Here is a 25,635-nt window from a genome sequence, read left to right on the forward strand (position 1 = left end):
AGGGGCCCGACGCCGCGGGCGATGAACACGGGTACGTCGGCCGCCAAGGAGGCCGGCAACATGGTCGACCTCGACTCCAACCCGACCAAGCTCATCGAGATCGTCGAGATCGGCAAGCAACTCCTCACCACCCGGGGCGCGTTGACGACGTTCTCCATCACGAACGACGTCGCGAAGTACTTCGCGATCATCCCGGCGATGTTCGCGGGCTCGTACCCGGGGCTGGAGTCCCTGAACGTCATGGGCCTGCACAGCCCCACCTCCGCCATCACGTCCGCGATCATCTTCAACGCGCTGATCATCGTCGCCCTGATCCCCCTCGCCCTGCGCGGCGTGCGCTACACCCCCGCCTCCGCCCATGACCTGCTGCGCCGCAACCTGCTCGTCTACGGTCTCGGCGGCCTGGTGCTGCCCTTCGTCGGCATCAAGCTGATCGACCTGCTGATCTCGGGGATACCCGGCCTCGGCTGAACCGCGCCCCTGCCGCCCGGATTCCCCGTCAGGGACCCGTATGCGCACGTCAGAGCCCCGTCAGAGAAGGCGACTCAGGCTTGCCCGGGGCGTGCGGCACGGCTTCCATGGACGATGTGAACAGCGCCTGGCTCCTCTTCGACCGGCCGCCGAGCCCCTCCCCCAGCCTTCGGCCGGGGGGACCCCCATCTCGCTTCGCTCGGCCGCCCCGTCGTGCGCCGCGCAACCCGGAAACGCCCGCGTCCCTCTGACGCGCTTTCCGTGACCGCAGGGGCGCCGTGCCACGACACGGCGCCCCGTCTCATCCCATCACCGCACGTCCACCGCCGCCCCGTCGCCGGGCCGCCCTACGTGCCCGCATCCTCCGGATTGGATCATGTCCGACTCCACCCTTTCCTCTCGTACCGTCCTGGTCACCGGCGCCGCCTCCGGCATCGGCTACGAGACCGCGCGCCAGCTCGCCGAGCGCGGTGCCACCGTGCTGGTGCACGGCCGTACCACCGAGGAGGCACAGGCGGCCACGGCCCGCCTGGTCGCCACGGCAGGCGTCCAGAGCGCCCAACTGCATCCGTACGGCGCGGACTTCTCCCACCTCGACGAGGTCGAAGCGCTCGCCCGCGCTGTCGTCTCCGCCCGCCCGCACCTGGACGTCCTGGTCAACAACGCGGGCATCGCCGCGCCCGAGCGGCACACCGTCACCGCGGACGGCAACGAGATCGCCTTCCAGGTCAACTTCCTCGCCCACTACCTGCTGACCTGCCTGCTGGAGCCGGCCCTGACGAGCGACCCGGGCGGCCGCGTCGTCAACGTCTCGTCGGCCCTGCACCGCACGGCCTCCATCCAGTGGTCCGACCCCAACCGCTCGCGCGGCTACTCCCGGCTGGCCGCGTACGCCCAGTCCCAGCTGGCCCTCACCGTGTTCGCCGCCGACCCGCGCGTCACCGCGGTCTCCGTACACCCCGGCGTCTGCGACACCACGCTGCTCCCCCTGTACGCCCACGAGGGCAGCTCCCCCGCCGAGGGCGCCGCGCACGTGGTCCGGCTCTGTGACCCGGCCGTCGAGATCGTCAACGGCGCCTACTACGACCTGGACGTACGCGTCGAACCGGCTCCGGCGGCGACGGAGGACCGCACCGTCAAGCGCCTGAACAAGCTGGCGGACCTGCTGGTCGGCCGCAGCGCTTGAAGGCCCGCTACCGGCAGAGGAGTTGACGTACGTGTCCAAGCGCGCCCGCAAGAAGAAGGCTCGCCGGAAGAAGAAGGCCAACCACGGCCGCAAGGCCGGTCAGAACTGATCGACGCCATACGCCACAGGGGCGGGCGACGAGGACCAGCGAACCCTCGGTCGCCCGCCCCACTCGTGCCGCTCCCCGTGGAACGCCGCCCCGCGTCAACCCGGTGCCAGAAGACGCTTCCAGCCGATCAAGCAGGCATGCCGGCGCGGACCACGGGCGGAACCCTCCCGAAGGGCCCCCGGCTCGGCCGCCGGCAGGCAGGAAATGGCGCACGTGTCCGGCCGCTCTCAACGGAGCCGAGTCGGCCTCCATCCCCAACACCCTCGCCGCACTCCTGCTCCACGTCCGCGACGAGACCGGCCGCATCCCCCACATCTACTTCGAACGGACCGAGGGCACCCCGTTCGCCAACTTCGTGCGCTTCTTCCTCTTCGGCCAGGGCGAGGTCGCCCCCGTCACCCGTGAAGTGCTGCGCGAGGCGGACCCGGACCCTGCACGCCGCCCGCGTGTGCACACTGGCCGAGCTCCAGCGACCGCGTCAGAATCCCGTCAAGATTCGCCCGCACGGCGTTAGGACCCCATCAGCGACGGCAGCCGGCGGCCGTTGGCCGCCTAGCGTCGGGGACATGGAACGGAGCGGACCGGCGGCCCCGGCCGGCGACCGCCACTGGCGCGGCAGCGCCCGCCTCGCGGTGGGCTGCGCCCTGGTTTTCTGCGCCATGGCCTTCCTGGTCGACTGGGACGCGGGAAGCCTGACGCCCCTCCGCGCCCTGCTCTGGTTCACCTTGTCGGCCGCCGTGTGCGCCCTCCTGCTGCCGCCACGGGTGAGCGCGGGCCCGGGCTGGCTCGCGGTCCGCACTCCCTGGCGCCGGCGCATCGTCCACACCGACGCACTGACGGCCGTACGACAGTACGACGGCGTCTCCTCCCACCTGGTCCTCCGCGACACCTTCGGCAACCGGCTGGAACTCGATCCCCGGATCCTCGCGGCCAGCCCCTTGCTCTGGCACGAACTCGACACGGGCGTCCGGCACTCCCTGGACCGCGGAACGCTGCGCCTGGGAGCGGACGTCATGGAGCGACTGGGGCATCGCATCGACGACGAGACGGTCCAAGCGGTGCTTCGGGCATCGGGACTTTCCTGACCGCAGAGAGCACCCTCGCTCATCTCCTGTGCGCCCTGCCCACCGCCAGTACCTCTTAGATGACAGAAATAAATGTCATCTCAGTGATAGATGCTAGATTGCCGATGTGCCGCAGGACGCCCAGCTGATCTTCGCCGACCATGTCGGCCGCTTCTACTCTCGCCACTACGCTTTCCCGCCCATGGCCGGACGTCTGCTCGGATATCTGCTCGTCTGCGATCCGGCCCAGCAGACGATCGACGAGCTGAGCGACGCACTGCTGGCGAGCAGAAGCGCGATCACGGGTGCGGTCAAGCTGCTGGAGAGCCACGACCTGGCACGACGCACCAGGTCGGCCGGCGAACGGATGGACCGGGTGAGCCTGAACCCGACCGGCCGACAGCCGCAGAACTTCGACGCAACCCTCCACCTGGAGCACGCGGCACTGTTCCGGGAGGGCCTGGGCCTGCTCACCGACGCAGCGCCGGCGCGCCGGGCCCCGCTCGAAGAGATGGTCGCGCTGGCGGAGTTCCTCGCCGAGCGCCTGCCCGCACTGCGGGACGAGTGGCACGCACACCGCGAGGGCCTACGCGCCTCCGGGAAGCTGCCGCCTTCCGGCTCATAGCCCCTCACAACACCGACGGCACGGAGAGTCCCATGACGACCGGGTCAGACCCGTCCTACCAGTCCGATGTGGCCGCCCTGCGCGAACGCGTCGATCGCGGAGACGCGGACGCCGCCGACGAGTTGATCGAACTGGCTGCGGAACAAGGCGACATGGAGGAACTGCGGCGTCTCGCGGAGACCGGCAACTCCACCGCGACAGACCAGCTCATCGAACTTGCCGCCGAACAGGGCGACCTCGTCGAACTGCGACGTCTGGCGGACCAGGGCAACACCACCGCCGCCGAGGTGCTCGGCGAACTCATGGACGAATGAGCCGAGTCCGACTGCTTCAGCGCGCGGCGATGACGGCGGTGGCGAGCATCGCCGCAGCCCCCCGGCGCTCGTCTACACCTCGATGTGCGAGCCCATGATGACCGTCCGGTCGCGGGGCAGGCCGAAGTACTCGGCGGCATCGGCCGTGATGTAGGACGTGGCGATGAACAGGCGCTTGCGCCAGGGCGCCATCGTCGGCGCCGCTCCACGGCGGAGCTCGATCGTGGACAGGAAGTAGGACGCCTCGTCGAGTTGCAGCGGCCCCTCGGTCGAGGCCGGGTCCAGCGCCGCCAGGATGCCGGGCACGTCCGGTGTCTCCATGTAACCGACGTGGGCGGTGACGTGGACGATCCCGTCGTCGGCGTAGCCGAGGCCGTCGACGGTGATCCGCTGGTCGGCCGGAACGCGGGGAACGGGTTCGGTCGTGATGGCCAGGATCACGACCTGGTCGTGCCGTACGTGGTTGTGTTCGAGGTTGGCCCGCATCGCCAAGGGCGCGGTCTCCTTGCCCCGGTTGAGGAAGACGGCCGTGCCGGGCACGCGGAGCGTCGTCGCCTCCTTGGCACGGAGTTCCTCGATGAACTCATCCAGCGGGCCCTCGCGCCGTGCCCGTTCGGCGGTGACGAGCTCGCGGCCGCGCTGCCAGGTCGTCATGACGGTGAACACGGTGAGGCCGATCAGCAGCGGCAGCCACGCGCCGTGGACCAGCTTGGTCAGGTTGGCGGCGACGAACAGCAGGTCCACCGTCAGCAGCAGCGCCGCGCCGACCCCGATCAGCCAGCGCGGGGTGCCCCACTTGGCGCGGGCGATGTAGAAGAACAGCAGGGTCGTGATGGTGATGGTGCCGGTGACCGCCATGCCGAAGGCGAAGGCCAGCGCCGCGGAACTGCGGAACGCGAAGACGAGGGTGAGGACCGAGACCATCAGCAGCCAGTTGATCCAGGGGACGTAGATCTGGCCCACGGTGGACTCGGAGGTGTGCGCGATCCGCAGCCTCGGCAGGTAGCCCAGCTGTGCCGCCTGGGAGGTCACCGAGTACGCGCCGGTGATCACCGCCTGGGAGGCGATCACCGTGGCGGCCGTGGCCAGCAGGACCATCGGCCAGCGTCCCCAGCCCGGCACGAGCAGGAAGAACGGGCTGCTGATGTTGTGCGGGTCGGCGAGGATCAGCGCGCCCTGGCCGAGGTAGCTGAGGACGCACGCCGGGAAGACGAGGAACAGCCAGGAGCGCGTGATCGGACGGCGTCCGAAGTGCCCCATGTCGGCGTAGAGCGCCTCGGCTCCGGTGACCGCGAGCACGACCGCGGCCAGGGCGAAGAAGGCGGTGCCGAAGTGGCCGAACAGAAAGCCCGCCGCATAGGTCGGCGACAGTGCCTTGAGGATCTCCGGATGGTCGGTGATGCCGATGACGCCGCAGGCGCCGATGGCCAGGAACCAGGCGATCATGATCGGCCCGAACACCCGGCCCACCGCCGCGGTTCCTCTCCGTTGCACCAGGAACAGCACCACGATGATCACCGCGGTGATCGGTACGACCGCCTCGCCCAGCGACGGTTGGACGACCTTCAGTCCCTCCACCGCGGACAGCACGGAGATCGCCGGTGTGATCATGCTGTCGCCGAAGAACAGGGACGCGCCGAAGATGCCCAGGGCCGCCAGGATGCCGGCGGCCCGCGCCCCACGCTGTCCGCTCCACCGGCGCAGCAGGGTGATCAGCGCCATGATGCCGCCCTCGCCGTCGTTGTCGGCGCGCATCGCGAGCAGCACATAGGTGACCGTGACGATGATCATCACCGACCAGAACACCAGGGACACCACCCCGTACACGTTCTGGGTGCTGACCGGGACGGGGTGCGGGTCGCCCGGGTTGAACACCGTCTGGAGGGTGTAGATCGGGCTGGTCCCGATGTCGCCGAACACCACACCGAGCGCCCCGACCATCAGCGAGAGGCGGACTGCGGCCCGCGCATCCGGAGCATGGGGCCCTGACAGCCCCGTTGATGATCCTTCGTCCGAGCCGGCCGGGTTCCGATGGCTGGTCATGTCGATCCTCCGCGGCGCAGGCCGGTTACCGGGCGTGTCGTGCGGGACGATACAGGTCCGTTGATCGCCTCTCGGCAGCACACCCCGCATGCCGGTTCCCGACCCGGCACGGCGCAGAGGTCCACGAGCGGTAGGGGTGAGCGACCCTCAGGTACTGCCTCCGAAGCCAAGAAGTGCTGGTGGATGTTCGGCGGCGTTGGGCTGGTCCGACAGGTTGCGGGATTCACGATGCGCCGGAACCCGAATCTGCAGCAAAGCGACCCGCCGCCCACGGAACGGCCGGGGACCACAGCGGTGCCGGCAACGGAGTGCCAACAGGGCCCTCTGCTTCGCGAGCACCGCAGCAGCGTTCCCCACCTCCGCGCCGCCGAACTGCTCCTGGGGAACCCCGGGAGTATGAGCGGCGCTCGGGAGCGCCTGGGGAAGGATCGACTGCGCGACGCACGCATGCCCCCGAAAGACACGGAAGGGGTCATCCGTGCCGGCCAGAGGCGAGTGCGCCCTACCACCGCCGACCAGCGCCCTCGGGAAGACAACTTCAAGAAGGTCTCTTCGCACTCAGCCAGGACGACTCGCGGCCCCTTTGCCCAGGGGAACCACGTCCACTCTTGGCCGCTACAAGCGGCCTGAGCAGCACCTCAATTCGCCTGACAGGCCATCAGAACGAGTGTCGAATGAGTGTCAAGATACCCCGGAGAGCGTCATTTCAGGGTCAAGACATCGCCCGTGACGCCCACACCGCGCACCATCCAAGCCCGCAGGTCAGGCGCCCTTCCCGACCGGCTCAAGAATCGCCACGCACTCCACATGATGCGTCATCGGAAACAGGTCGAACGCCCGCAGCGTCCGCACCCGGTAACCCCCGTCCCGGAAGTACGCCAGGTCGCGGGCGAGTGCCGCCGGGTCGCAGGCCACGTACGCGATCCTGCGGGCGCCCAGTGACGACAGGTGCTCCACCGTCCTGCGGCCCGCGCCCGCGCGGGGCGGGTCGAGGACGATGAGGTCGACCTCGGTGATGCCCGTGCGCGGGAGGACGGACTCGACCTTGCCCTGTTCGACGCGGACGCGCGGGAAGTCCGCGAGGTTGTGGCGGGCGTCCTCGACCGCGCGCTTGCCGGACTCGATGCCGAGGACCGCGCCCTTCTCGCCGAGGCGGTCGGCGAGGGCGCCGGCGAAGAGTCCGACGCCGCAGTAGAGGTCCAGCGCCATCTCGCCCTTGCGCGGGAGGAGGCCCTGCATGACCGCCGTGACCAGGGTGTCCGCGGCCTTCGGGTGGACCTGCCAGAAGCCGCCGCTGCCGACCCGGTGGGTACGGCCGTCGGCGCGTTCGCGGACGAAGGCGCGGCCGTGGACGCGGTGGATGCCGCCGTCGTGCTCGTCGACCCGCATGACCGAGACGGGCCGGTCGAGTTCGACGAGGGGCAGACGGGCGCCCGGGCGCGGCTCCAGGATGACCATGCGGTCCTGGGAGCCCGTCGCGGCGATCGCGTCGATCGAGACCATGCCCGACCAGTCGCGCTCCTCGATGCCCAGCTCGCTGACGCCCGGCGCCGCGATCATGCAGTGCTCGATCGGCTCCACCTCGTGCGAGCGGTGCCGGCGCAGTCCCGCGTTGCCGTCGGCGTCGACGGCGTACTGCACCCGGGTCCGCCACTGCGGCACCTCGCCCGCGGGGAGCTTGTCGCCCTCGGCGGGCATGACCGTGCCGTCCCAGCCGACGTCCTCGGGGGTGAGGCCGGCCAGCCGGCGCAGCTGTTCGGCGATCACCTCGCCCTTGAGCCGGCGCTGGGCGCCCGGCTTGGCGTGCTGCCAGTCGCAGCCGCCGCAGCGGCCGGGGCCGGCGTAGGGGCAGGGGGCCTCGACCCGGTCCTTGGACGCGTCGAGGATCTCGACCGCGTCGGCGCGCAGGAAGCGGGCACCCTCCTCGCCCTCGGTCACCTTGGCCACGACCCGCTCGCCGGGCAGCGCGTGCCGGACGAACAGCACCTGGCCCTCGGCGGTCCTGGCGATGCAGTGCCCGCCGTGCGCGACCGGGCCGACCTCGACCTCGTACTCCGTCCCCACCAGCGATTTCTTCGGTTCTGCCTGCATGGCGGGGTGACTCCAGATCAAGGGGGAGGGAAACGGCCCGGGCGAGGGCCGACGACAGCCCACCAGTCTACGGGGTCGCCGGCCCTCCCCGCCCCGCTCAGCCCCCGCTGTGCTCCTTGGGCCGGTGCTCGGCCGGACCGCGCCGTACCGCACCCGGTGCGTTCCACTCCTGGCGCTTGCGGGCCCGGATCTTGGCCGCCTCGGAGGACGCCAGCTGGTAGGGCACGGAGGTCACCATCACGCCGGGCGTGAACAGCAGCCGGCCCTTGAGCCGCAGCGCGCTCTGGTTGTGCAGGATGTGCTCGTACCAGCGGCCGACGACGTACTCCGGGATGATCACGGAGACCGCGTCCCGCGGGGACTGGGCGCGCAGGCCCTTGACGTACTCGATGATCGGCCGGGTGATCTCGCGGTACGGCGAGTCGAGGACCTTCAGGGGTACGTCTATGCCCCGCCGCTCCCACTCCTCGCGCAGCGCCTTCGTCTCGGCCGGGTCGACGTTGACGGTGAGCGCCTCCAGGGTGTCCGAGCGCATCAGCTTGGCGTAGGCCAGGGCGCGCAGGGTGGGGCGGTGGATCTTGGAGATCAGTACGACGGAGTGCACGCGGGACGGCCGTACCAGGTCGTCGTCGGGCTCCTCGGGGGCCGAGATCTCCTCGGAGACGCGGTCGTAGTGCTTACGGATCGCGGTCATCGTGGCGTAGAAGATGCACATGCCGAGCAGCGCCACCCAGGCGCCGTGGGTGAACTTCGTGACCAGGACGACGACCAGCACCAGGCCGGTGAAGAAGGCGCCGAACGCGTTGATCGCGCGGGAGCGGATCATGTGGCTGCGCTTGGCCGGGTCCTTCTCCACCGCCAGGTGGCGGTTCCAGTGCCGGACCATGCCGGTCTGGCTGAGCGTGAAGGAGACGAACACGCCGACGATGTACAGCTGGATCAGGCGGGTCGAGTCGGCGCCGTAGATCACCGTGAGCAGGGCGGCCGCGCCGGCGAGCAGCACGATGCCGTTGGAGAAGGCGAGGCGGTCGCCGCGGGTGTGCAGCTGGCGCGGCAGGTAGCGGTCCTGGGCGAGGATCGAGCCGAGGAGGGGGAAGCCGTTGTACGCGGTGTTCGCGGCCAGGAAGAGGACGAGGGCGGTGGCGGCGGCGAGCACGATGAACAGGAAGCTGCCCTTGCCGAAGACGGCCTCGGCGACCTGGGAGATCACCGGGTTCTGGACGTAGCCGGAGCCGATCGGGACGCCGCCCCGGATCAGGTCGGTGGCCGGGTTCTCTGCCATGCGGACCTTGGTGACCGCGGCGAGCGCGATGATGCCGCAGAACATGGTGACGGCCAGCAGGCCCATCATGGCCAGCGTGGTCGCCGCGTTCTTCGACTTCGGCTTGCGGAAGGCCGGGACGCCGTTGGAGATGGCCTCGACGCCGGTGAGCGCGGCACAGCCGGAGGAGAAGGCCCGCAGGAGGAGGAAGACCAGGGCGAAGCCGGCCAGGCCCTGGTGCTCGGCCTTGATGTGGTAACCGGCGGTCGGGGCGCGCATCGTGTCCCCGAGGACCAGGCCCCTGAACGCACCCCACGCGATCATGATGAAGACGCCGCCGACGAACACGTACGTCGGGATCGCGAAGAGCTTGCCGGACTCCTTCACACCGCGCAGGTTCATCAGCGTCAGCAGCACGATCACGGTGACCGCGCAGAGCACCTTGTGCTCGACCACGAAGGGGACCGCGGAGCCGAGGTTCTCGATGCCGGAGGCGATGGAGACGGCGACGGTCAGGACGTAGTCGACGAGCAGCGCGCTCGCGACGGTGAGGCCCGCCTTGGAGCCGAGGTTCGTGGTGGCGACCTCGTAGTCGCCGCCGCCGCTCGGGTAGGCGTGCACGTTCTGCCGGTATGAGGCGACCACCGTGAACATCAGCACGACGACCGCGACCGCGATCCAGGGGCTGAAGTGGTACGCCGACACGCCCGCGATGGACAGGACCAGCAGGACCTCCCCCGGCGCGTAGGCGACGGAGGACAGCGGGTCGGAAGCGAAGACGGGGAGTGCGATGCGCTTCGGCAGGAGCGTTTCGCCCAGCCGGTCACTGCGCAGAGCGCGCCCGATCAGGATCCGTTTGGGCACGTCGGTCAGTTTGGACACGAGAGAGGATCGTAGGCCTTCCACCTGCCAGGTCTCCAGCCGCAGTGCGGGATCTGCCTCCCGAGTGAAAAAGGTGACGGCTGGAACTGCGGATTCCGCGGCTTACGCCCGATCCGTGCCTAGATGGCAGATCCCGCCTGTCTTCGCACTTCGGAGGTCCCATGCCCGCGACCGCAGAGCTGATCGGCGCCACGGCCGCCCTCGTCGGCCTCGGAATCCTCACCGCGTGGAGCGTGCGCAGCATCACTCGGCGATGAGCGCGGCACAGGGGTGCCCGCCCGGGTCGGTGCGTGTGTAGCTTGGGCCTCGGTCTGAGAACCTGATGGGGCTGAGCAGTAACTTTTGAACACCGGAAGGACGGTCGTGCACATCGTCATCATGGGCTGCGGCAGAGTGGGTTCCGCTCTCGCCCAGACCCTGGAGCAACAGGGGCACACGGTCGCCGTGATCGACCAGGACCCCACCGCCTTCCGCAGGCTGGGCCCGGGCTTCGGCGGCCGCCGGGTCACCGGAGTCGGCTTCGACCAGGACACCCTGCGCGAGGCGGGCATCGAGGAGGCCGGCGCCTTCGCCGCCGTCTCCAGCGGTGACAACTCGAACATCATCTCCGCGCGGGTCGCCCGCGAGATGTTCGGCGTGGAGAACGTGGCCGCCCGGATCTACGACCCCCGGCGTGCCGAGGTCTACCAGCGCCTCGGCATCCCGACCGTGGCCACGGTCCGCTGGACCGCCGACCAGATGCTGCGCCGGCTGCTGCCCTCGGGCGCCGAGCCGCTGTGGCGCGACCCCACCGGCGGGGTCCAGCTCGCCGAGGTGCACGCCTCCCCGAAGTGGGTCGGCCACAAGATCAGCAAGCTCCAGGAGGAGACCGGGGTCCGGGTCGCGTTCCTGACCCGGCTCGGCGAGGCGATGCTGCCCACCTCGCAGACGGTCCTGCAGGAGGGCGACCTGGTGCACGTGATGATGCGGACGGACGACGTCGACAAGGTCGAGGCCGCCTTCGCCGGGGGTCCGGAAGAGGAGGGCGGTCACTGATGAGGGTCGCCATTGCCGGGGCCGGTGCCGTCGGCCGCTCCATCGCGGGCGAGCTGCTGGAGAACGGCCACGAGGTCCTGCTGATCGACAAGGCCCCGACCGCCATCTCGGTGGAACGGGTCCCCCAGGCGGAGTGGCTCCTGGCCGACGCCTGTGAGATCACCTCCCTCGACGAGGCGGCGCTGCAGCGCTGCAACGTCGTGATCGCCGCGACCGGCGACGACAAGGTGAACCTGGTCGTCTCGCTGCTCGCGAAGACGGAGTACGGCGTTCCGCGTGTCGTCGCCCGGGTCAACAACCCCAAGAACGAGTGGCTGTTCAACGAGGCCTGGGGCGTGGACGTCGCCGTCTCCACCCCGCGCCTGATGTCGGCCCTGGTGGAGGAGGCGGTGTCGGTCGGCGACCTGGTCCGCCTGCTGCGCTTCAGCCACGGCGACGCGAACCTGGTGGAGCTGACGCTGCCCGAGGAGTCGGCCCTGGCCGGCACCCAGGTCGGCGACGTGGAGTGGCCCGAGGACACCTCGCTGGTCACGATCATCCGCGGCACCCGGGTTCTCACCCCGTCCAAGGAGGACTCCCTGGAAGCGGGCGACGAGCTGCTGTTCGTGGCGGCCCAGGCCCGCGAGGAGCAGCTGGAGGACCTGCTGTCGGTACGGCGCGAAGACAGCTGACGACACGCACGGGAGAAGGGCGCCCTCCGCTGCGGAGGGCGCCCTTCTCCCGTGACCGGACTACTTGCGGTGGCGGCCGCCGGAGGCGTCAGCGCTCTCCGCGGCCAGCGCCGCCTTGCGCTCTTCCTCGGCCTTCTCGGCCGCCTCCATCTCCGCGAACACGTCGATCGGCGCCGGCGCCTTCGCCAGGAAGACCCAGGTGAGCCAGACCGCGAGCAGGAAGGGCGGGATCTTCAGGGCGACGAGCACCCAGCCGAGCTGGGCGGTGTTGGCCCACCAGTAGAGCGGGAAGAGGATCGCGCACTTGGCGAGCAGGATCAGACCCCACGCCCAGCTGGCCTTGGCGTACGCCTTCTTGCGGCCGGGGTTGCGGGTGCGCCAGGAGAGGTTCTCCTTGAAGACCGGGCCGAGGATCAGGCCGATCAGCGGGACCCCGCACAGGGTCGTGACGATGTAGGCCAGCGCCAGGCCCAGCGTGTAGAGCATGCCGGGGAGGTAGAAGTCCTTGGCGTTGCCGGTCATCATCGCGAAGACGACGCCGAAGGCGACGCCGAAGACCCCGCTGAAGGCGTGCTTGACGGTGTCCCGCATGGCGAGGCGGACCACGACCAGCACCACGGAGACCGCCAGCGCGGCGATCGCCGACCAGTGCAGGTCCTTGTTGATGGTGAAGATCGTGACGAAGAGCAGGCCGGGCAGGACCGTCTCGACCATGCCCCGGACACCGCCGAACGCCTCGAAGAGCGCGGCCTCGGTCACCGCCCGCGCGTCTTCCGCCCGGGCGTCCTCCGCCTGTGTGTCTTCGGTCGGCTTGTCGAGCGACGTCACCGGCTACTCCCTACCGAGGGGTCTCAGTTCGTACTTGGGATTGAACAGCACCCGGCGGCCCCGGCTCAGCGAGATCCGGCCCGATGCGATGAGCCTGCGTCCCGGTTCTATGCCGACGATGGAACGCCTGCCGAGCCACACCACGTCCAGCGCGGCGGAGCCGTCGAACAGCTCGGCCTCCAGGGCCGGGACTCCGGCGCGCGGCCGCAGGGTGACCGTGCGCAAGGTACCAGTTACCGTGACGATCTGCCGGTCGTGGCAGTCGCCGATCCGGGTGCAGCCCGCGGTGTCGGCGTCCTCGCGCAGCTCCTCCGACTCCAGGTCCTCCTGGGACGAGGAGAGCCGGTCGAGCATGCGCCGGAACCGGCCGGCCGGCTTCTCGGAACGAGGAACAGCACTCATGTCTGAAGCGTACCGGGGCACACCGACACCGCCGTAGTCCAGCTCACTTCGCGACCCGCCTCACTTCTCGAACCGTCCTATCTCTCGAACCGGTACCCCATCCCGGGTTCGGTGATGAAGTGCTTCGGGTGCGAGGGATCCGACTCCAGCTTCCGGCGCAGCTGTGCCATGTACACCCGCAGGTAGTTGGTCTCCGTCCCGTACGACGGCCCCCACACCTCCTGCAGCAGCTGCTTCTGGCTGACCAGCCGCCCGGTGTTGCGGACCAGCACCTCGAGCAGGTGCCACTCGGTCGGGGTGAGCCGGACGTCCCGGCCGGCCCGGTTGACCTTCTTCGCGGCCAGGTCGACGGTGAACCCCTCGGTCTCCACCAGGACGTCGTCCTCACCGCCCCCCGCGACGGGCTCGGCGCGGCGTACGGAGGCCCGCAGCCGGGCCAGCAGCTCGTCCATGCCGAAGGGCTTGGTGACGTAGTCGTCGGCGCCCGCGTCGAGCGCCTCGACCTTCTCGTCGGAGGAGTGCCGGGCGGAGAGGACCAGGATCGGCACCCGGGTCCAGCCGCGCAGCCCCTTGATCACCTCGACGCCGTCCATGTCGGGCAGGCCGAGGTCGAGGACGACCACGTCGGGATGGCGGGAGGCGGCCAGTTCGAGGGCGGTACGGCCGTCGGGGGCCGCGTCGACCTCGTACTTGCGCGCCTTGAGGTTGATCACGAGGGCGCGCACGATCTGCGGCTCGTCGTCGACCACGAGCACACGGGTCATGAGGCCTGCCTTTCCGGTTCTGCCAAGGGTTCTGCCACGGCTTGCGCCGCTTCGGTGACCGATCCTGCCGCGCGGAGGCTGAGGACCATGGTGAGCCCGCCGCCGGGCGTGTCCTCGGCGTTCAGGGTGCCGCCCATCGCCTCCGCGAAGCCCCGGGCGACCGCGAGTCCGAGTCCGACCCCGGCGCCGCGCGGAGCGTCACCGTAGCGCTGGAAGGGCTCGAATATGCGTTCCTTGGCCTCGTCGGGCACGCCGGGCCCGCGGTCCACGATCCGTACCTCCACGCGGTCCGCGATGGCGCTGGCGGAGACCAGCACGGGCCGTTCGGAGGGGCTGTACTTGACGGCGTTCTCGACCAGGTTGGCCACCGACCGCTCCAGGAGCCCGGCGTCGGCCTCCACCATCGGCAGGGTCTCGGGGACGTCGAGGTCCACGCTGCCGTCCGGCACCCCGACCAGCGCCATCGGGACCACCTCGTCGAGGTCGGTCTCGTGGATGATCGCGGTGACGGTGCCGGTCTGCAGCCGGGACATGTCGAGCAGGTTGCCGACGAGGTGGTCCAGCCGGTCGGCGCCCTCCTCGATGCCCTCCAGCAGCTCCGCCCGGTCCTCCTCGGACCAGTCCACGTCGTCCGAGCGCAGCGACGTGACCGCCGCCTTGATGCCGGCCAGCGGGGTGCGCAGATCGTGGCTGACGGCGGCCAGCAGGGCCGTACGGATCCGGTTGCCCTCGGCGAGCGCGCGGGCCTGCTCGGCTTCCTCCTGCAGGCGCCTGCGGTCCAGGACGACGACCGCCTGGGCGGCGAAGGCGGCCAGCACCCGGCGGTCCTCGGCGGGCAGCACCCGGCCGGTCAGCGCGAGGGCCATGTGGTCGCCTATCGGCATGTCGACGTCGCCGTCCTCGGGCCGTTCCAGGGCGGGCCCGAAACCGGCGCGCCCGGCGCAGCTCCACGGCTCGACGTCGCTCGCCCGCTCCAGGAGGGCGGCGGACTCCATGCCGAAGGTCTCCCGGACCCGTTCGAGCAGTTCCTCCAGGCTCGTCTCGCCGCGCAGCACGTTGCCGGCGAGGAAGGAGAGGATCTCCGACTCGGCGCGCAGCCGGGCCGCCTGGTGGGTGCGGCGGGCCGCGAGGTCCACGACCGAGGCGACGGACAGCGCGACCCCGAAGAAGATCACGATGGCCACGATGTTCTTCGGGTCGGCGATGGTCAGCCGGTGCAGGGGCGGGGTGTAGAAGTAGTTCAGCAGGAGCGACCCGAAGGCCGCCGAGGCCAGCGCCGGGAAGAGCCCGCCGAGCAGCGCGGCCGCGACCGTGAGGGTCAGGAAGAGCAGCATGTCGTTGGCGAGGCCGAGGTCGACGGTGTTGAGCAGCACCGCCATGACGGCGGGGCCGACCAGGCCGACCAGCCAGCCCGCGATGATCCGGCCCCGCCCGAGCCGGGCGCCCCGGGCCACCGGCAGCCCGCGGCCCTTGCCGGCCTCGCCGTGGGTGACGATGTGGACGTCCAGGTCGGGTCCGGACTCGCGGGCGACGGTGGCGCCGACGCCGGGTCCGAGGACGTACTGCCAGGCCTTGCGGCGTGAGGAGCCGAGCACGATCTGGGTGGCGTTGACGCCGCGCGCGAAGTCGAGCAGGGCCGCGGGTATGTCCTCGCCGACGACGTGGTGGAAGGTGCCGCCCAGGTCCTCGACCAGGGTGCGCTGGACGGCGAGTTCCTTCGGGGAGGCCGAGGTCAGGCCGTCGCTGCGGGAGATGTAGACGGCGAGCACCTCGCCGCCCGCGCCCTTCTCGGCGAGCCGTGCGGCCCGCCGGATCAGGGTCCGCCCCTCCGGTCCGCCGGTGAGCCCGACGACGATCCGCTCCCGGGAGCCCCATATCGCCGAGACCTGGTGCTCGCTGCGGTACTGCTTCAGGTACTCGTCGACCCGGTCGGCCACCCACAGCAGCGCCAGCTCGCGCAGGGCGGTGAGGTTGCCCGGCCGGAAGTAGTTGGACAGGGCCGCGTCGACCTTGTCGGACTTGTAGATGTTGCCGTGCGCCATGCGCCGGCGCAGCGCCTGGGGCGACATGTCGACCAGCTCTATCTGGTCCGCGCGCCGTACCACCTCGTCGGGCACCGTCTCGCGCTGGCGCACGCCGGTGATGGACTCGACGACGTCGCCGAGGGATTCGAGGTGCTGGATGTTGACGGTCGAGATCACGTCGATGCCGGCGGCCAGCAGTTCTTCCACGTCCTGCCAGCGCTTGGCGTTGCGGGAGCCGGGGACGTTGGTGTGGGCGAGCTCGTCCACCAGGGCGACGGCGGGGGCCCGGCGCAGGACGGCGTCCACGTCCATCTCCGTGAACACGGCGCCCCGGTAGTCCAGTTCCCTGCGCCGGATCCGCTCCAGGCCGTGCAGCATCACCTCGGTGCGCTGCCGTTCGTGGTGCTCGACGAAGGCGACCACGCAGTCGGTGCCCCGCTCCACCCGCCGGTGCGCCTCGGAGAGCATGGCGTAGGTCTTGCCCACGCCCGGTGCCGCACCGAGATAGATCCGAAGCCTGCCGCGTGCCATGGTCCTATTGTCTTCCTGCGACTGCCGTCAACGCAGCGTCGACCTTACGGCCAACAATCCCGGCGAATGGTGCAGGGGGCCCGGCAGCGGGCATCTTTGACGCAACCCTGATGGGCGCCGGTGCCGCGGCTCCGGCGCCCGTACCGGCGGCTCAGTTGGGGTTGTCGCCGTGGGTGAGGGTCTCCCAGGCCACGAAGAGGTTGTTGGTGCCGGCGGGGCGGTTGTTCTGGGTGAGCGTCTGGGTGTTGGTCATGGCGATGCCGAGTCGGTTGTGGAGGGCGTTGTAGCCGACCTCGGTGACGGGCCCGAGCCCCAGGTTCAGGGAGCCGCCGCAGAGCCAGCTGGGGACGGCGGTGCCCAGCTGGTACTTGGCCTGGAAGCCGAGCGCCTGCCGCAGCCGCTCGCCGACGTCCGTGCCGTACAGGTCCTCGCCCTGGATCCGGCTGGTCTCGGCGACGTGCGAGATCGCGGAGATGCCGTACCCGGTGTGCGTGAAGTCCCGGCAGGTCTCCTGGGTGAGGCCGGTGACGAAGGTGGACTGACCCTGCCAGTAGGAGACGATCTTCGCGGTGGTGTCCAGGTTCTGGCTGGGCACGGTCTTCGGCACCGACCCGTCGGAGGCCAGGTAGACGTAGGCGGCGGCGCGGGTGCGGAACTTGGCCATGGCCGTGTCGTACGACGCCTTGTCCTCCAGGAAGACGGAGATGCCGACGGCGGCCTCCATCATCGACAGCTCCCAGTTGCCGTTGGAGTTGGAGCCCTTGATCACGGTGGGGAGGTAGACGTTGCGCAGCATGGTGGCGAAGCGGGCCTCGTTCGCCCAGGTGCCGGTGTACGTGTACCTGATGATCTCGGCGGCCTTGGGCCAGGAGGAGCCCGCCCAGCCGGTCTGCAGGGGCGCGTTGCTGTTGGTGTGGCTGGTGATGGTGGCCGACCAGGCGTCCATGATCTGGATGGCCTTCTGGGCGTAGCGCGCGTCCTTGGTGATGTACCAGGCGAGGGCGTCGGTGTAGGCGGCGATCGCGTCCTCGCGCTCGTCGGTGCAGCCGTAGTCGGGGTTCGAGTACGAGCCGCACTCGACGGTCGCCCAGGGGGTCGGCGTGCGGTTCAGGTCGGCGTACTTGCTCGCCATCATCTGGTCGTAGGCCGCCTTCCAGGGCTGGGCGCCGGCCAGCACCTCGGTGCGGGCGAAGTCCAGCTGGCTCCTGGAGACGGTGACCCCGGGGTGCACGAAGGTGCTGGGGGCGGCCTGCGCCGGCCAGGAGAGGGCTCCGGCGAGGAGGGCGACGACGGCCACGAGGAGTCCGGTTCTGCGCATACCTGAAGGCCTTTCGTTCATATAAGTGAACGCGAGGCGCCTTTATGAACGGCGCGTTGAGCCGTGACCGTAGGTACAGACCAATTCGCCGTCAAGGGGTCGTGCACGCAAAAGAGCCGCACCCCGAAGGGTGCGGCTCTCGGACGGTTCTCCCCGCAGAGCTCCTAGCGGACCTCGGTGATCTCCGGTCCGCGCTGGAGCTGGCCCATGCCGCCGGAGAAGCGCGAGGACTCCTCCTGCTGGACGCCCTCGGGGACCATCTGGGCATCGTTGGGCAGCTTCAGGACGATCGGGTCGCGGGGCGCCATCGGGCCCTCGCCGCGGACCACGACGGTGTCCCGGAAGATCTGCTCGAGGAGACCGGCCGCCTGCGGCTGCACCGCCCCCTGCCCGGAGATCACCCCGCGCAGGAACCAGCGGGGACCGTCCACACCGACGAACCGCACCACCTGGAAGCCGCCTGTGCCGTCCGGCAGCTGTACCGGCACCTGTGCGCGCAGCTCCCAGCCCAGCGGACCCTCGACCTCGTCGACGATGCCGCCCTGCTGGGTGATGCCGGTCGCGATCTCCTCGCGGACCTCGCCCCAGATGCCCTCGCGCTTGGGTGCGGCGAAGGCCTGCAGCTGGACGGCGCTGTCGCGCAGCACGACGGTCGCCGCGACGATCGCGTCGCCCGCGACCTCGACCCGGAGCTCCATGCCGTCCACGCCCGGCACGAACAGACCGCCCAGGTCCACCCGGCCCTCGCCGGGCTCGCGCACCTCGGTGTCGTCCCACGGCCCGTCGGGCCGGGGCTCCGGCTCCAGACGAACGCGCTCGCGCTCGCCCTCAGCTTCCTCGTCCGCCTCGGTGTCGACGCTGTCGACGACCTGCTCGGCCTCGCCGGCCGCGTCCTCGGCGGCACCCTTCTTCTTGCGACGTCCGAACACGTCACTGTCCTTCCCGGTCGGATACGACCGAAGCGTATCGATTCCCACCCGTCCGACCGCCCTCGGCGGCCTGACCGCTTGTGCCGCTCACGTCGCCCACCGCGGCATGACCGCCGGTGGACCCGAAGCCCCCCTCGGCCCGCGCCGAGTCGGGAAGTTCCGCCACCTCGTGGAAGCGGACCCTCTCGACCTGCTGGACGACCAGTTGGGCGATCCGGTCGAAGCGCTCGAACCGCACCGCCTCGCGCGGGTCGAGATTCACCACGATCACCTTGATCTCCCCACGGTACCCGGCATCAATCGTCCCCGGGGCATTCACGAGGGCCACACCGCACCGGGCGGCGAGCCCCGAACGAGGGTGTACGAAGGCCGCGTACCCCTCCGGGAGGGCGATCGACACCCCCGTGGGCAGTACGGCCCGTTCCCCGGGCTTCAGCTCGCACGCCTCGGTGGTGCGCAGATCGGCACCCGCGTCACCGGGGTGCTCGTACGCCGGAAGCGGTACGTCGGGGTCGACACGGCGGACGAGGACGCCGAGCGGGGCCGCCGAGCGGGCCGGGGCCGGGAATTCTGCAGGGTTCACGGATTCACCTCGAAGGCGCGGGCGCGCCGGGCCTGGTCCGGGTCCTTCATCGCGGCCCGGATCTCTTCCTCGCGGCCGTTGTCGACGAAGTGCTCGACCGGGACCTCGACGAAGAGGGCGTCGGCGCGGACGGCGACGGGCCCCTCGGGGCCGTCCACGCGCCCGGTGGCGGTCGAGTAGATCTTCCGGCCGGCCACGGCGACCACCTCGGCCTCCAGGTGGAGCGTGGTGCCCACGGGCACGGGCCGCACGAAGTCGGTCTCCAGCCGTCCGGTCACGGCGATCTTCCGCAGCAGCCAGTTGAGCGAGCCCAGCGTCTCGTCCAGGGCGGTGGCGAGCACCCCGCCGTGCGCGAGGCCCGGGGCGCCCTGGTGCGCGGGGCGCACGGCGAACTCGGCGGTGAGGGAGACACCCTCGCCGGCCCGTACCTCCAGGTGCAGCCCGTGGGACTGCTCATGGCCACACCCGAAACACTGTTCGTAGTGTGCACCGATGAGCTCGCCGGGCGCGGGTGCGTCGGGGTGCCGCTCCGGTTTCCGGGCACTGGCAGGAGGCTGAAGAGCTGCGGAACTACCACTCACAGCCGCAGACCTTACCCGCGCGTCCGGTGAATCCGGACACCGTGCCAAGCTTGGCTCCATGCAGCTCTCCGCCACCCCGTACGAAGAACGCCTCACCGCCCCCCGGTCCTGGTGGTTCATCAGCTTCCTGGTCGGCGTCTCGTTCGCCCTGATCCTGCTGCCGTTCGGCACCCTGCCGATGCTGGGCGGCCTGGCCGGCGGCACCGCGGCGGCGGCGGTGGTGGCCAGTTCGTACGGCTCCCCGCGCATCCGGGTCGTCGGCGACTCGCTGATCGCGGGCGAGGCGAAGATCCCGGTGTCGGCCCTCGGCCCGGCGGAGATCCTGGACCCGGACGAGGCGCGCGCCTGGCGCACGTACAAGGCCGACGTCCGCGCCTTCCTGCTGCTGCGCTCCTACATCCCGAGGGCCCTGCGGGTGGAGGTCACGGACCCGGAGGACCCGACCCCGTACCTGTACCTGTCGACCCGGGAGCCGGAAGCCCTGGCGGCGGCGATCGAGGCGGCGAAGAGCAGCACGAAGGCCTGAGCGGGGCTGCGCCCCCGAAGGGGCGCCGGGGGTCCCCCGGCCGAAGGCTGGGGGAGGAACTGCGCGACCAGCCACGACGGCGCGGCAGACGGCATATCGCGGCACTCCCAGCGGCGCGCTCGGCGCCGTGCCGGCCCCGCCGGGGGGCCGCGCCGACTTCCAAGGTGTCCGGTGTCCGCCGGGACGGCCGTCAGCCTCCGAAGTCCTCCGGCAGCTCGGCGATCGGCAGCGGCTCCGCCGGCTTCTCCAGCGGCGGCAGCTCCGGCAGTTCCTCCCACGGCACCTGGATCTTTCTCAGGTCCGCCCGGATCCGCGCGGCGAGCTTTCTGGTGTCCCGGCGGTTCATGACCGCCCCCACCGCCGCGCCCACCATGAACGGCATCAGGTTGGGCAGGTCCCGCACCATCCGCTTCATGATCTGCTGGCGCAGCTCGCGCTTCATCGGCCCGCCGAGGGCGTTGTTGACCGTCGACGGCTTCATCATGTCGATCCCGCGCTCCCCCGACCAGGAGGACAGATACGCGGTGCTGCGGGCCTTCAGGTTCCCCGGCGGCCGCACGCCGTACACCTCGTGGAGCTCGGCGATCATCTTCAGCTCGATCGCCGCGACCCCGGTGATCTCCGCGGCCAGTTCGGTCGGCATCGCCGGCGGCACCGGCAGCATCGCCGCCGCTCCGACACCGGCCCCGACCGCCGAGGTCGCGCCCGCCGCGCCCGCCACCAGTTTGTCGGCCAGTTGCTCGGGCCCGAGGCCCGGGAACTGCCGACGCAGGGTCCCGAGGTCACGTACGGGGACACGCGGGGCGATCTCGATGATCCGGTCCGCGAGGTACGCCAGCCCCGCTTTCGCCCGGCTGCCGCCCTTACGGGCCCCTTCCCGGGCCATGTCCACGGCCTTGTCACGGATGGCCGCGGCCCTCCCCCGCTCTCGACTTCGCTCGAGCGGGGGGACCCCCGTCCGGGCGACGGGTGCGGCCCTGTCCGCCGGCGCCGGGAGGTCACCCCGGCCGGCCGCCGGTTCGAGCGAGGCTCCCGCATCGGGTGAGCCCCGCTCGTCATCACGCGCGCGTGGGCCGTCGGACGGCCCAGAGTCCGCTCCCGGCAAAGGGAAGCGGCGCTTCCGAGGTGGGGTCGAGCCGGTCATGCCCGACCCGTCCTCAGTCGCAGTCGCGGCAGATCGGCTGACCGTTCTTCTCCCGGGCCAGCTGGCTGCGGTGGTGTACCAGGAAGCAGCTCATGCAGGTGAACTCGTCCTGCTGCTTGGGCAGCACCCGGACGGCCAGCTCCTCGTTCGAGAGGTCCGCGCCGGGCAGCTCCAGGCCTTCGGCGGCCTCGAACTCGTCGACGTCCACCGAGGACGTCGACTTGTCGTTCCGCCTGGCCTTCAGCTCTTCAAGGCTGTCCGAGTCGACGTCGTCGTCGGTCTTGCGTGGAGTGTCGTAATCGGTTGCCATGTCGCTCTCCCCCTCTGGGTGTCTGCGGTGTCTCCAGCGCACGTAACGCGTGAGAGGCCGGACTTGTGCCCGACCCGAGGCGGAGATTTTGCCTCACATCAAGGTCTGTTACTCAATCGACACCCAACCGGACCCCTCGAGAGTGATCAGGTTGAATGGCGATGGGGACCGTACACGGTCCTGTCGAGACACTTCAAAGGCGCCTCACCCTGTACTTCCCGTGATCAAGACCCCTGAAAACAGGGATTTTCCCGGCTTTATTCCCCTGGCCATGATCACGGAGAGTAGATGGCCGGAAATCCGCCCTTGTGATCGATCACACAGAGGGGAACGTGCCGCGCCGCTGGAAAATTCAGCGCAAAGCGAACATCCCCCGCGTGTGTCGCGATCTTGTAACGGCGTCAGACCGGCAACGTGACCCGCATCACGAGACCGCCGCCCTCCCGGGGCTGGGCCACGATGTGCCCGCCGTGCGCCCGGGCCACGGACCGCACGATGGACAGGCCGAGGCCCACCCCCTTGTCGCTGCCCGTCCGCTCGGTACGGAGCCGCCTGAACGGCTCGAAGAGGTTGTCGATCTCGTATGCCGGGACCACCGGACCGGTGTTCGCGACGTAGAGCACCGCCTGCCCGTGCTGGACCTCGGTGTTGACCTCGACCCACCCGTCCTCGGGCACGTTGTAGCGCACCGCGTTCTGCAGCAGGTTCAGGGCGATCCGCTCCAGGAGCACACCGTTGCCCTGGACCACGGCGGGTTTCCGTACGCCCCGGATCGTCACGCCCTTGGCCTCCGCCTCGGTGTACACCTGGTCGACGGCCTGGGAGGCCACCTCGGCCAGGTCGACCGGTTTGCGCTCGACGATCTGGTTGTCGCTGCGGGCGAGCAGCAGCAGGCCCTCCACGAGCTGCTCGCTGCGCTCGTTGGTGGCCAGCAGCGTCTTGCCGAGCTGCTGCAGCTCCACGGGCGCGCCCGGGTCCGAGAGATGCACCTCCAGGAGCGTGCGGTTGATCGCCAGGGGCGTGCGCAGCTCGTGCGAGGCGTTGCCGACGAACCGCTGCTGGGCGGTGAAGGCCCGCTGCAACCGCTCCAGCATGTCGTCGAAGGTGTCCGCGAGCTCCTTCAGCTCGTCGTCCGGGCCGTCCAGCTCGATCCGGCGGGACAGGTCCGAGCCGGCCACCGCGCGGGCGGTGCGGGTGATGCGGCCGAGCGGGGAGAGCACGCGGCCGGCCATCGCGTAGCCGAACGCGAAGGCGATCACGGCCAGGCCCAGCAGGGCGAGGAGCGAGCGGCTCAGCAGGTCGTCGAGCGCAGCCTGGCGCTGGTGGTCCACGCACTGGGCGATCGCGTTGTTGAAGTCCCCCAGGGACACGGAGCTGGCCGTGCCGGCCATGTTGATCGCGGGGCAGTTGTCGCTGGAGACCGACAGCTTGTCGAAGCCGACGATCTTGAAAAGCGGCTGGTTGCCGGTGCTGATCGCCTGGGCGGCGAGCAGGTAGATGATCGACAGCAGCAGGATGCCGGCGATCAGGAACATGCCGCCGTACAGCAGGGTGAGCCGTATGCGGATGGTCGGGCGCAGCCACGGCAGGACGGGCTGCGGCCTTCGGGGGTCCCAGGTGGGCTTGGGGGGTGCCTGTGGGGGTGCGGGGGTGGCGGCCACGGTCATCAGATCCGGTAACCCGAGCCGGGGACGGTGACGATCACCGGGGGCTCGCCCAGCTTGCGGCGCAGGGTCATCACGGTCACGCGTACGACGTTGGTGAAGGGGTCGGTGTTCTCGTCCCACGCCTTCTCCAGGAGCTGCTCGGCCGAGACCACGGCGCCCTCGCTGCGCATCAGCACCTCCAGCACCGCGAACTCCTTGGGCGCGAGCTGGACTTCCTTGCCGTCGCGGAAGACCTCCCGGCGGTTCGGGTCCAGCTTGATGCCGGCGCGCTCCAGGACGGGCGGCAGCGGCACGCTGGTACGGCGGCCGAGGGCGCGCACGCGCGCGATCAGCTCGCTGAAGGCGAAGGGCTTGGGGAGGTAGTCGTCGGCGCCGATCTCCAGGCCCTCGACGCGGTCGCTGACGTCACCGGACGCGGTGAGCATCAGCACGCGGGTGGGCATGCCGAGCTCGACGATCTTGCGGCAGACGTCGTCGCCGTGCACGAGGGGGAGGTCGCGGTCGAGGACGATCACGTCGTAGTCGTTGACGCCGATGCGCTCCAGGGCGGCCGCACCGTCGTACACGACGTCGACTGCCATGGCCTCCCGGCGCAGTCCGGTGGCCACCGCATCGGCGAGCAGCTGCTCGTCCTCGACGACGAGTACGCGCACGTCGCTTGTCCTTCCTCTGTCCACCCGCGTAGCGCGCACCGGCGCACCCGGGCAGGGGTCTTCTTGGGATGTGTGACCTCCATCCTGCCCTTTTCGGCCATAAGTCGGCAGTAAGACAGGGGCCTGGGCGGCCGGATCCGAGGCCGTCGGGCGGGAATGCGGGATTTTCTCCTGCGGTTGAGGTTTCCACGGAGAGGAGCGGGGGGAGGACGGCATGTACACCCCGCGATCACGCTCTGCATGTGCCGCAGCACCATGCGGTACGTACACCGCCGCTACAGCAGAGTGGACGATGGGGGTGTCCGGCACCGTCGCCGCCCAGCAGGGCAGCGCTGGGCACCCGCGAGAGACGTGATCGCCCCTTCCGAACGGCACACCCCCGTGCCACCGACCCACGACCCAGGACGAGGGGGCGCAGCATGGACGCATTCACCGCAGGACTTCTGCAGCGCATAAAGGCGACCGAGTCCGACATCACCCGGGCTCGTGACGAGGGTGACGACTTCCTCGTCGAAGTGGAGCAGGCCGAGCTCGACGACCTGCGCCGCCTCGCAGCCGAACACGGTGTGGAAGTCGGCGCGACCAGCGTCTGACAGTCCCGCAACACCGCACCACGAGCAGGGCCCCGGCGAATCCAGCGCCGGGGCCCTGCTCGTACCTGATCCTTTCCCACCGCAACAGCGTTCGATTCCTGCCGCCGGAAAGGAGCGGGATCTTTCCGCGCCGCAACGGCGCCCGGCCGTCATGCCGGTGACCGGCGGTGACCGGCGGTGCCGTGCCCGCCTCAGCTCCGGCGGGCAGCGTCCCTCAGTCGTGCCATGCCCCGAAGTCCTCCAGGAGGCGCTGGAGGGGCTCGAAGACGCCCGGGGTGCCGGCGACCGTCAGGGCGCGTGCGGGGCCTTCTCCGGGGCGGCCGCCGGTCAGGGCGCCGGCCTCACGGGCGATGAGGTCACCCGCGCCCCAGTCCCACGCGTTCAGCCCGCGCTCGTAGTAGCCGTCCAGCCGGCCGCAGGCCACGTCGCACAGGTCGATCGCGGCCGACCCGCTGCGCCGGATGTCGCGGAGCAGCGGGATCAGCCGGGCCGCGACCTCGGCCTGGTGGGTGCGGACGGCGGTGACGTAGTTGAAACCGGTCGACACCAGCGCCTGGTCCAGCGGCGGCGCCGGACGGCAGCGCAGCTCACGCTCGCCCTCCCACGCCCCGGTCGCCCAGGCCCCGCCGCCGCGCACCGCGTGGTACGTCTCACCGCGCATCGGGGCCGCCACGACGCCGACCACGGTCTCCCCGTCCTGCTCGGCGGCGATGGAGACCGCCCAGGTCGGCAGTCCGTACAGGTAGTTGACCGTGCCGTCGAGCGGGTCGATCACCCAGCGGACGCCGCTCGTGCCCTCCGTCGACGCGCCCTCCTCGCCGAGGAAGCCGTCGTCGGGACGGTGGCCGGCGATCAGGTCGGTGATCAGCTTCTCCGCCGCGATGTCCATCTCGGTCACGACGTCGATCGGGCTGGACTTGGTCCGGGCCACGGCGAGGTCGGCCGGGCGGCCGTCCCGCAGCAGCTCGCCCGCGCGGGCGGCCGCCTCCCGGGCGAGGTCCAGCAGGTCCGTGTGCAGGGCGTCGGTCAC

Annotated in this window: 24 protein-coding genes and 2 pseudogenes; 10 read left to right on the plus strand and 16 right to left on the minus strand. The window is 70.5% G+C overall.

Annotation, left to right across the window (positions count from 1 at the left end; translation table 11 throughout):
* Positions 1-18: 18 nt before the first annotated feature.
* The 6 genes and pseudogenes from ACFY6U_RS04520 to ACFY6U_RS04545 all read left to right on the plus strand — a co-directional run.
* Positions 19-471, plus strand: a pseudogene (locus ACFY6U_RS04520) (potassium-transporting ATPase subunit B); the annotation flags it as partial.
* A 376-nt stretch (positions 472-847) separates the two neighbouring features.
* Complete coding sequence (locus tag ACFY6U_RS04525; RefSeq protein ID WP_390035031.1) at positions 848-1,657, plus strand: SDR family NAD(P)-dependent oxidoreductase; 810 nt, start codon at positions 848-850, stop codon at positions 1,655-1,657.
* Positions 1,658-2,004: 347 nt separating this feature from the next.
* Positions 2,005-2,280, plus strand: a pseudogene (locus ACFY6U_RS04530) (hypothetical protein); the annotation flags it as partial.
* A gap of 52 nt (positions 2,281-2,332) precedes the next feature.
* Positions 2,333-2,851 (plus strand): hypothetical protein, encoded by a 519-nt coding sequence (locus tag ACFY6U_RS04535; RefSeq protein ID WP_390035032.1) that lies wholly within the window; start codon positions 2,333-2,335, stop codon positions 2,849-2,851.
* A gap of 106 nt (positions 2,852-2,957) precedes the next feature.
* The gene (locus tag ACFY6U_RS04540; protein WP_390035033.1) at positions 2,958-3,455 is read left to right on the plus strand and encodes a GbsR/MarR family transcriptional regulator; all 498 of its coding nucleotides are present in this window, start codon (positions 2,958-2,960) and stop codon (positions 3,453-3,455) included.
* A gap of 32 nt (positions 3,456-3,487) precedes the next feature.
* Positions 3,488-3,769: a hypothetical protein gene (locus ACFY6U_RS04545; protein WP_390035034.1), complete on the plus strand. Its 282-nt coding sequence runs from the start codon at positions 3,488-3,490 to the stop codon at positions 3,767-3,769.
* Between the two features lie 72 nt (positions 3,770-3,841).
* On the opposite strand, the gene ACFY6U_RS04550 is transcribed toward ACFY6U_RS04545, so the two are convergent.
* The 3 genes from ACFY6U_RS04550 to ACFY6U_RS04560 form a co-directional block, all read right to left on the minus strand.
* The gene (locus tag ACFY6U_RS04550; protein WP_390035035.1) at positions 3,842-5,710 is read right to left on the minus strand and encodes a potassium transporter Kup; all 1,869 of its coding nucleotides are present in this window, start codon (positions 5,708-5,710) and stop codon (positions 3,842-3,844) included.
* Positions 5,711-6,574: 864 nt separating this feature from the next.
* Positions 6,575-7,903, minus strand: coding sequence for a class I SAM-dependent RNA methyltransferase (locus ACFY6U_RS04555; protein ID WP_390035036.1), 1,329 nt, complete (start codon positions 7,901-7,903; stop codon positions 6,575-6,577).
* 97 nt (positions 7,904-8,000) lie between these two features.
* Positions 8,001-10,046 carry an APC family permease gene (locus ACFY6U_RS04560; RefSeq protein ID WP_390035037.1) on the minus strand — a complete coding sequence of 682 codons (2,046 nt, stop codon included), beginning with the start codon at positions 10,044-10,046 and terminating at the stop codon, positions 8,001-8,003.
* Between the two features lie 363 nt (positions 10,047-10,409).
* On the opposite strand from ACFY6U_RS04560, the gene ACFY6U_RS04565 reads away from it, so the two are divergent.
* Both ACFY6U_RS04565 and ACFY6U_RS04570 read left to right on the plus strand, forming a co-directional pair.
* The gene (locus ACFY6U_RS04565; RefSeq protein ID WP_089104280.1) at positions 10,410-11,081 is read left to right on the plus strand and encodes a TrkA family potassium uptake protein; all 672 of its coding nucleotides are present in this window, start codon (positions 10,410-10,412) and stop codon (positions 11,079-11,081) included.
* On the plus strand, positions 11,081-11,752 hold the full coding sequence (locus ACFY6U_RS04570) for a TrkA family potassium uptake protein (protein WP_351491936.1): 672 nt from the start codon (positions 11,081-11,083) through the stop codon (positions 11,750-11,752). The genes ACFY6U_RS04565 and ACFY6U_RS04570 overlap by 1 nt, the downstream gene beginning before the upstream one ends.
* A 60-nt stretch (positions 11,753-11,812) precedes the next feature.
* Here the strand turns inward: ACFY6U_RS04570 and ACFY6U_RS04575 are convergent, their stop codons facing one another.
* The 8 genes from ACFY6U_RS04575 to ACFY6U_RS04610 form a co-directional block, all read right to left on the minus strand.
* The gene (locus ACFY6U_RS04575; protein WP_390035038.1) at positions 11,813-12,580 is read right to left on the minus strand and encodes a DUF3159 domain-containing protein; all 768 of its coding nucleotides are present in this window, start codon (positions 12,578-12,580) and stop codon (positions 11,813-11,815) included.
* A gap of 3 nt (positions 12,581-12,583) precedes the next feature.
* A complete protein-coding gene (locus tag ACFY6U_RS04580) occupies positions 12,584-12,982 on the minus strand; it encodes an OB-fold nucleic acid binding domain-containing protein (protein ID WP_293992734.1) in 399 nt (132 codons plus the stop codon).
* A gap of 77 nt (positions 12,983-13,059) precedes the next feature.
* Positions 13,060-13,746 (minus strand): response regulator, encoded by a 687-nt coding sequence (locus tag ACFY6U_RS04585; protein WP_351491941.1) that lies wholly within the window; start codon positions 13,744-13,746, stop codon positions 13,060-13,062.
* Positions 13,743-16,301 carry an ATP-binding protein gene (locus ACFY6U_RS04590; protein ID WP_390035039.1) on the minus strand — a complete coding sequence of 853 codons (2,559 nt, stop codon included), beginning with the start codon at positions 16,299-16,301 and terminating at the stop codon, positions 13,743-13,745. The genes ACFY6U_RS04585 and ACFY6U_RS04590 overlap by 4 nt, the downstream gene beginning before the upstream one ends.
* Positions 16,302-16,452: 151 nt before the next feature.
* Positions 16,453-17,619, minus strand: a complete 1,167-nt coding sequence (locus ACFY6U_RS04595) for an alginate lyase family protein (protein WP_390035040.1) — start codon at positions 17,617-17,619, stop codon at positions 16,453-16,455.
* Positions 17,620-17,783: 164 nt separating this feature from the next.
* Entirely contained in the window at positions 17,784-18,548 is a 765-nt protein-coding gene (locus ACFY6U_RS04600; protein WP_351491948.1) for a DUF3710 domain-containing protein, read from the minus strand.
* Between the two features lies 1 nt (position 18,549).
* The gene (gene dut / locus ACFY6U_RS04605; protein WP_351491951.1) at positions 18,550-19,131 is read right to left on the minus strand and encodes a dUTP diphosphatase; all 582 of its coding nucleotides are present in this window, start codon (positions 19,129-19,131) and stop codon (positions 18,550-18,552) included.
* Positions 19,128-19,712, minus strand: a complete 585-nt coding sequence (locus tag ACFY6U_RS04610; RefSeq protein ID WP_351491953.1) for a PaaI family thioesterase — start codon at positions 19,710-19,712, stop codon at positions 19,128-19,130. Before ACFY6U_RS04610 ends, dut begins: the two co-directional genes overlap by 4 nt.
* 58 nt (positions 19,713-19,770) lie before the next feature.
* Between ACFY6U_RS04610 and ACFY6U_RS04615 the strand changes: the two genes are divergently transcribed.
* Complete coding sequence (locus ACFY6U_RS04615; protein ID WP_351491955.1) at positions 19,771-20,238, plus strand: DUF3093 domain-containing protein; 468 nt, start codon at positions 19,771-19,773, stop codon at positions 20,236-20,238.
* Between the two features lie 190 nt (positions 20,239-20,428).
* Here the strand turns inward: ACFY6U_RS04615 and ACFY6U_RS04620 are convergent, their stop codons facing one another.
* The 4 genes from ACFY6U_RS04620 to ACFY6U_RS04635 form a co-directional block, all read right to left on the minus strand.
* A complete protein-coding gene (locus ACFY6U_RS04620) occupies positions 20,429-21,382 on the minus strand; it encodes a hypothetical protein (protein WP_390035041.1) in 954 nt (317 codons plus the stop codon).
* Between the two features lie 13 nt (positions 21,383-21,395).
* Positions 21,396-21,692 (minus strand): DUF4193 domain-containing protein, encoded by a 297-nt coding sequence (locus tag ACFY6U_RS04625; protein WP_003997302.1) that lies wholly within the window; start codon positions 21,690-21,692, stop codon positions 21,396-21,398.
* Positions 21,693-22,093: 401 nt separating this feature from the next.
* The gene (locus ACFY6U_RS04630; RefSeq protein ID WP_351491966.1) at positions 22,094-23,353 is read right to left on the minus strand and encodes a HAMP domain-containing sensor histidine kinase; all 1,260 of its coding nucleotides are present in this window, start codon (positions 23,351-23,353) and stop codon (positions 22,094-22,096) included.
* A 5-nt stretch (positions 23,354-23,358) separates the two neighbouring features.
* A complete protein-coding gene (locus tag ACFY6U_RS04635; protein WP_356203304.1) occupies positions 23,359-24,012 on the minus strand; it encodes a response regulator transcription factor in 654 nt (217 codons plus the stop codon).
* Between the two features lie 419 nt (positions 24,013-24,431).
* Here ACFY6U_RS04635 and ACFY6U_RS04640 point away from each other — a divergent pair, with 419 nt between their 5' ends.
* Complete coding sequence (locus ACFY6U_RS04640) at positions 24,432-24,605, plus strand: hypothetical protein (protein ID WP_167450044.1); 174 nt, start codon at positions 24,432-24,434, stop codon at positions 24,603-24,605.
* Between the two features lie 214 nt (positions 24,606-24,819).
* Here ACFY6U_RS04640 and ACFY6U_RS04645 read toward each other — a convergent pair whose 3' ends face one another.
* Positions 24,820-25,635 (minus strand): inositol monophosphatase family protein, encoded by an 816-nt coding sequence (locus ACFY6U_RS04645; RefSeq protein ID WP_390035042.1) that lies wholly within the window; start codon positions 25,633-25,635, stop codon positions 24,820-24,822.

This window comes from Streptomyces sp. NPDC013157 (assembly GCF_042899865.1).
In the GTDB taxonomy this organism is placed as follows: domain Bacteria; phylum Actinomycetota; class Actinomycetes; order Streptomycetales; family Streptomycetaceae; genus Streptomyces.

Excerpts from the sequence above, each read along its gene's own strand:
- ACFY6U_RS04525 (WP_390035031.1), top strand. The coding sequence starts at position 848 with ATGTCCGACTCCACCCTTTCCTCTCGTACCGTCCTGGTCACCGGCGCC.
- ACFY6U_RS04535 (WP_390035032.1), top strand. The coding sequence starts at position 2,333 with ATGGAACGGAGCGGACCGGCGGCCCCGGCCGGCGACCGCCACTGGCGC.
- ACFY6U_RS04545 (WP_390035034.1), top strand. The coding sequence starts at position 3,488 with ATGACGACCGGGTCAGACCCGTCCTACCAGTCCGATGTGGCCGCCCTG.
- ACFY6U_RS04550 (WP_390035035.1), bottom strand. The coding sequence starts at position 5,710 with ATGGTCGGGGCGCTCGGTGTGGTGTTCGGCGACATCGGGACCAGCCCG.
- ACFY6U_RS04555 (WP_390035036.1), bottom strand. The coding sequence starts at position 7,903 with ATGCAGGCAGAACCGAAGAAATCGCTGGTGGGGACGGAGTACGAGGTC.
- ACFY6U_RS04570 (WP_351491936.1), top strand. The coding sequence starts at position 11,081 with ATGAGGGTCGCCATTGCCGGGGCCGGTGCCGTCGGCCGCTCCATCGCG.
- ACFY6U_RS04580 (WP_293992734.1), bottom strand. The coding sequence starts at position 12,982 with ATGAGTGCTGTTCCTCGTTCCGAGAAGCCGGCCGGCCGGTTCCGGCGC.
- ACFY6U_RS04585 (WP_351491941.1), bottom strand. The coding sequence starts at position 13,746 with ATGACCCGTGTGCTCGTGGTCGACGACGAGCCGCAGATCGTGCGCGCC.
- ACFY6U_RS04590 (WP_390035039.1), bottom strand. The coding sequence starts at position 16,301 with ATGGCACGCGGCAGGCTTCGGATCTATCTCGGTGCGGCACCGGGCGTG.
- ACFY6U_RS04595 (WP_390035040.1), bottom strand. The coding sequence starts at position 17,619 with ATGCGCAGAACCGGACTCCTCGTGGCCGTCGTCGCCCTCCTCGCCGGA.
- ACFY6U_RS04615 (WP_351491955.1), top strand. The coding sequence starts at position 19,771 with ATGCAGCTCTCCGCCACCCCGTACGAAGAACGCCTCACCGCCCCCCGG.
- ACFY6U_RS04620 (WP_390035041.1), bottom strand. The coding sequence starts at position 21,382 with ATGACCGGCTCGACCCCACCTCGGAAGCGCCGCTTCCCTTTGCCGGGA.
- ACFY6U_RS04625 (WP_003997302.1), bottom strand. The coding sequence starts at position 21,692 with ATGGCAACCGATTACGACACTCCACGCAAGACCGACGACGACGTCGAC.
- ACFY6U_RS04640 (WP_167450044.1), top strand. The coding sequence starts at position 24,432 with ATGGACGCATTCACCGCAGGACTTCTGCAGCGCATAAAGGCGACCGAG.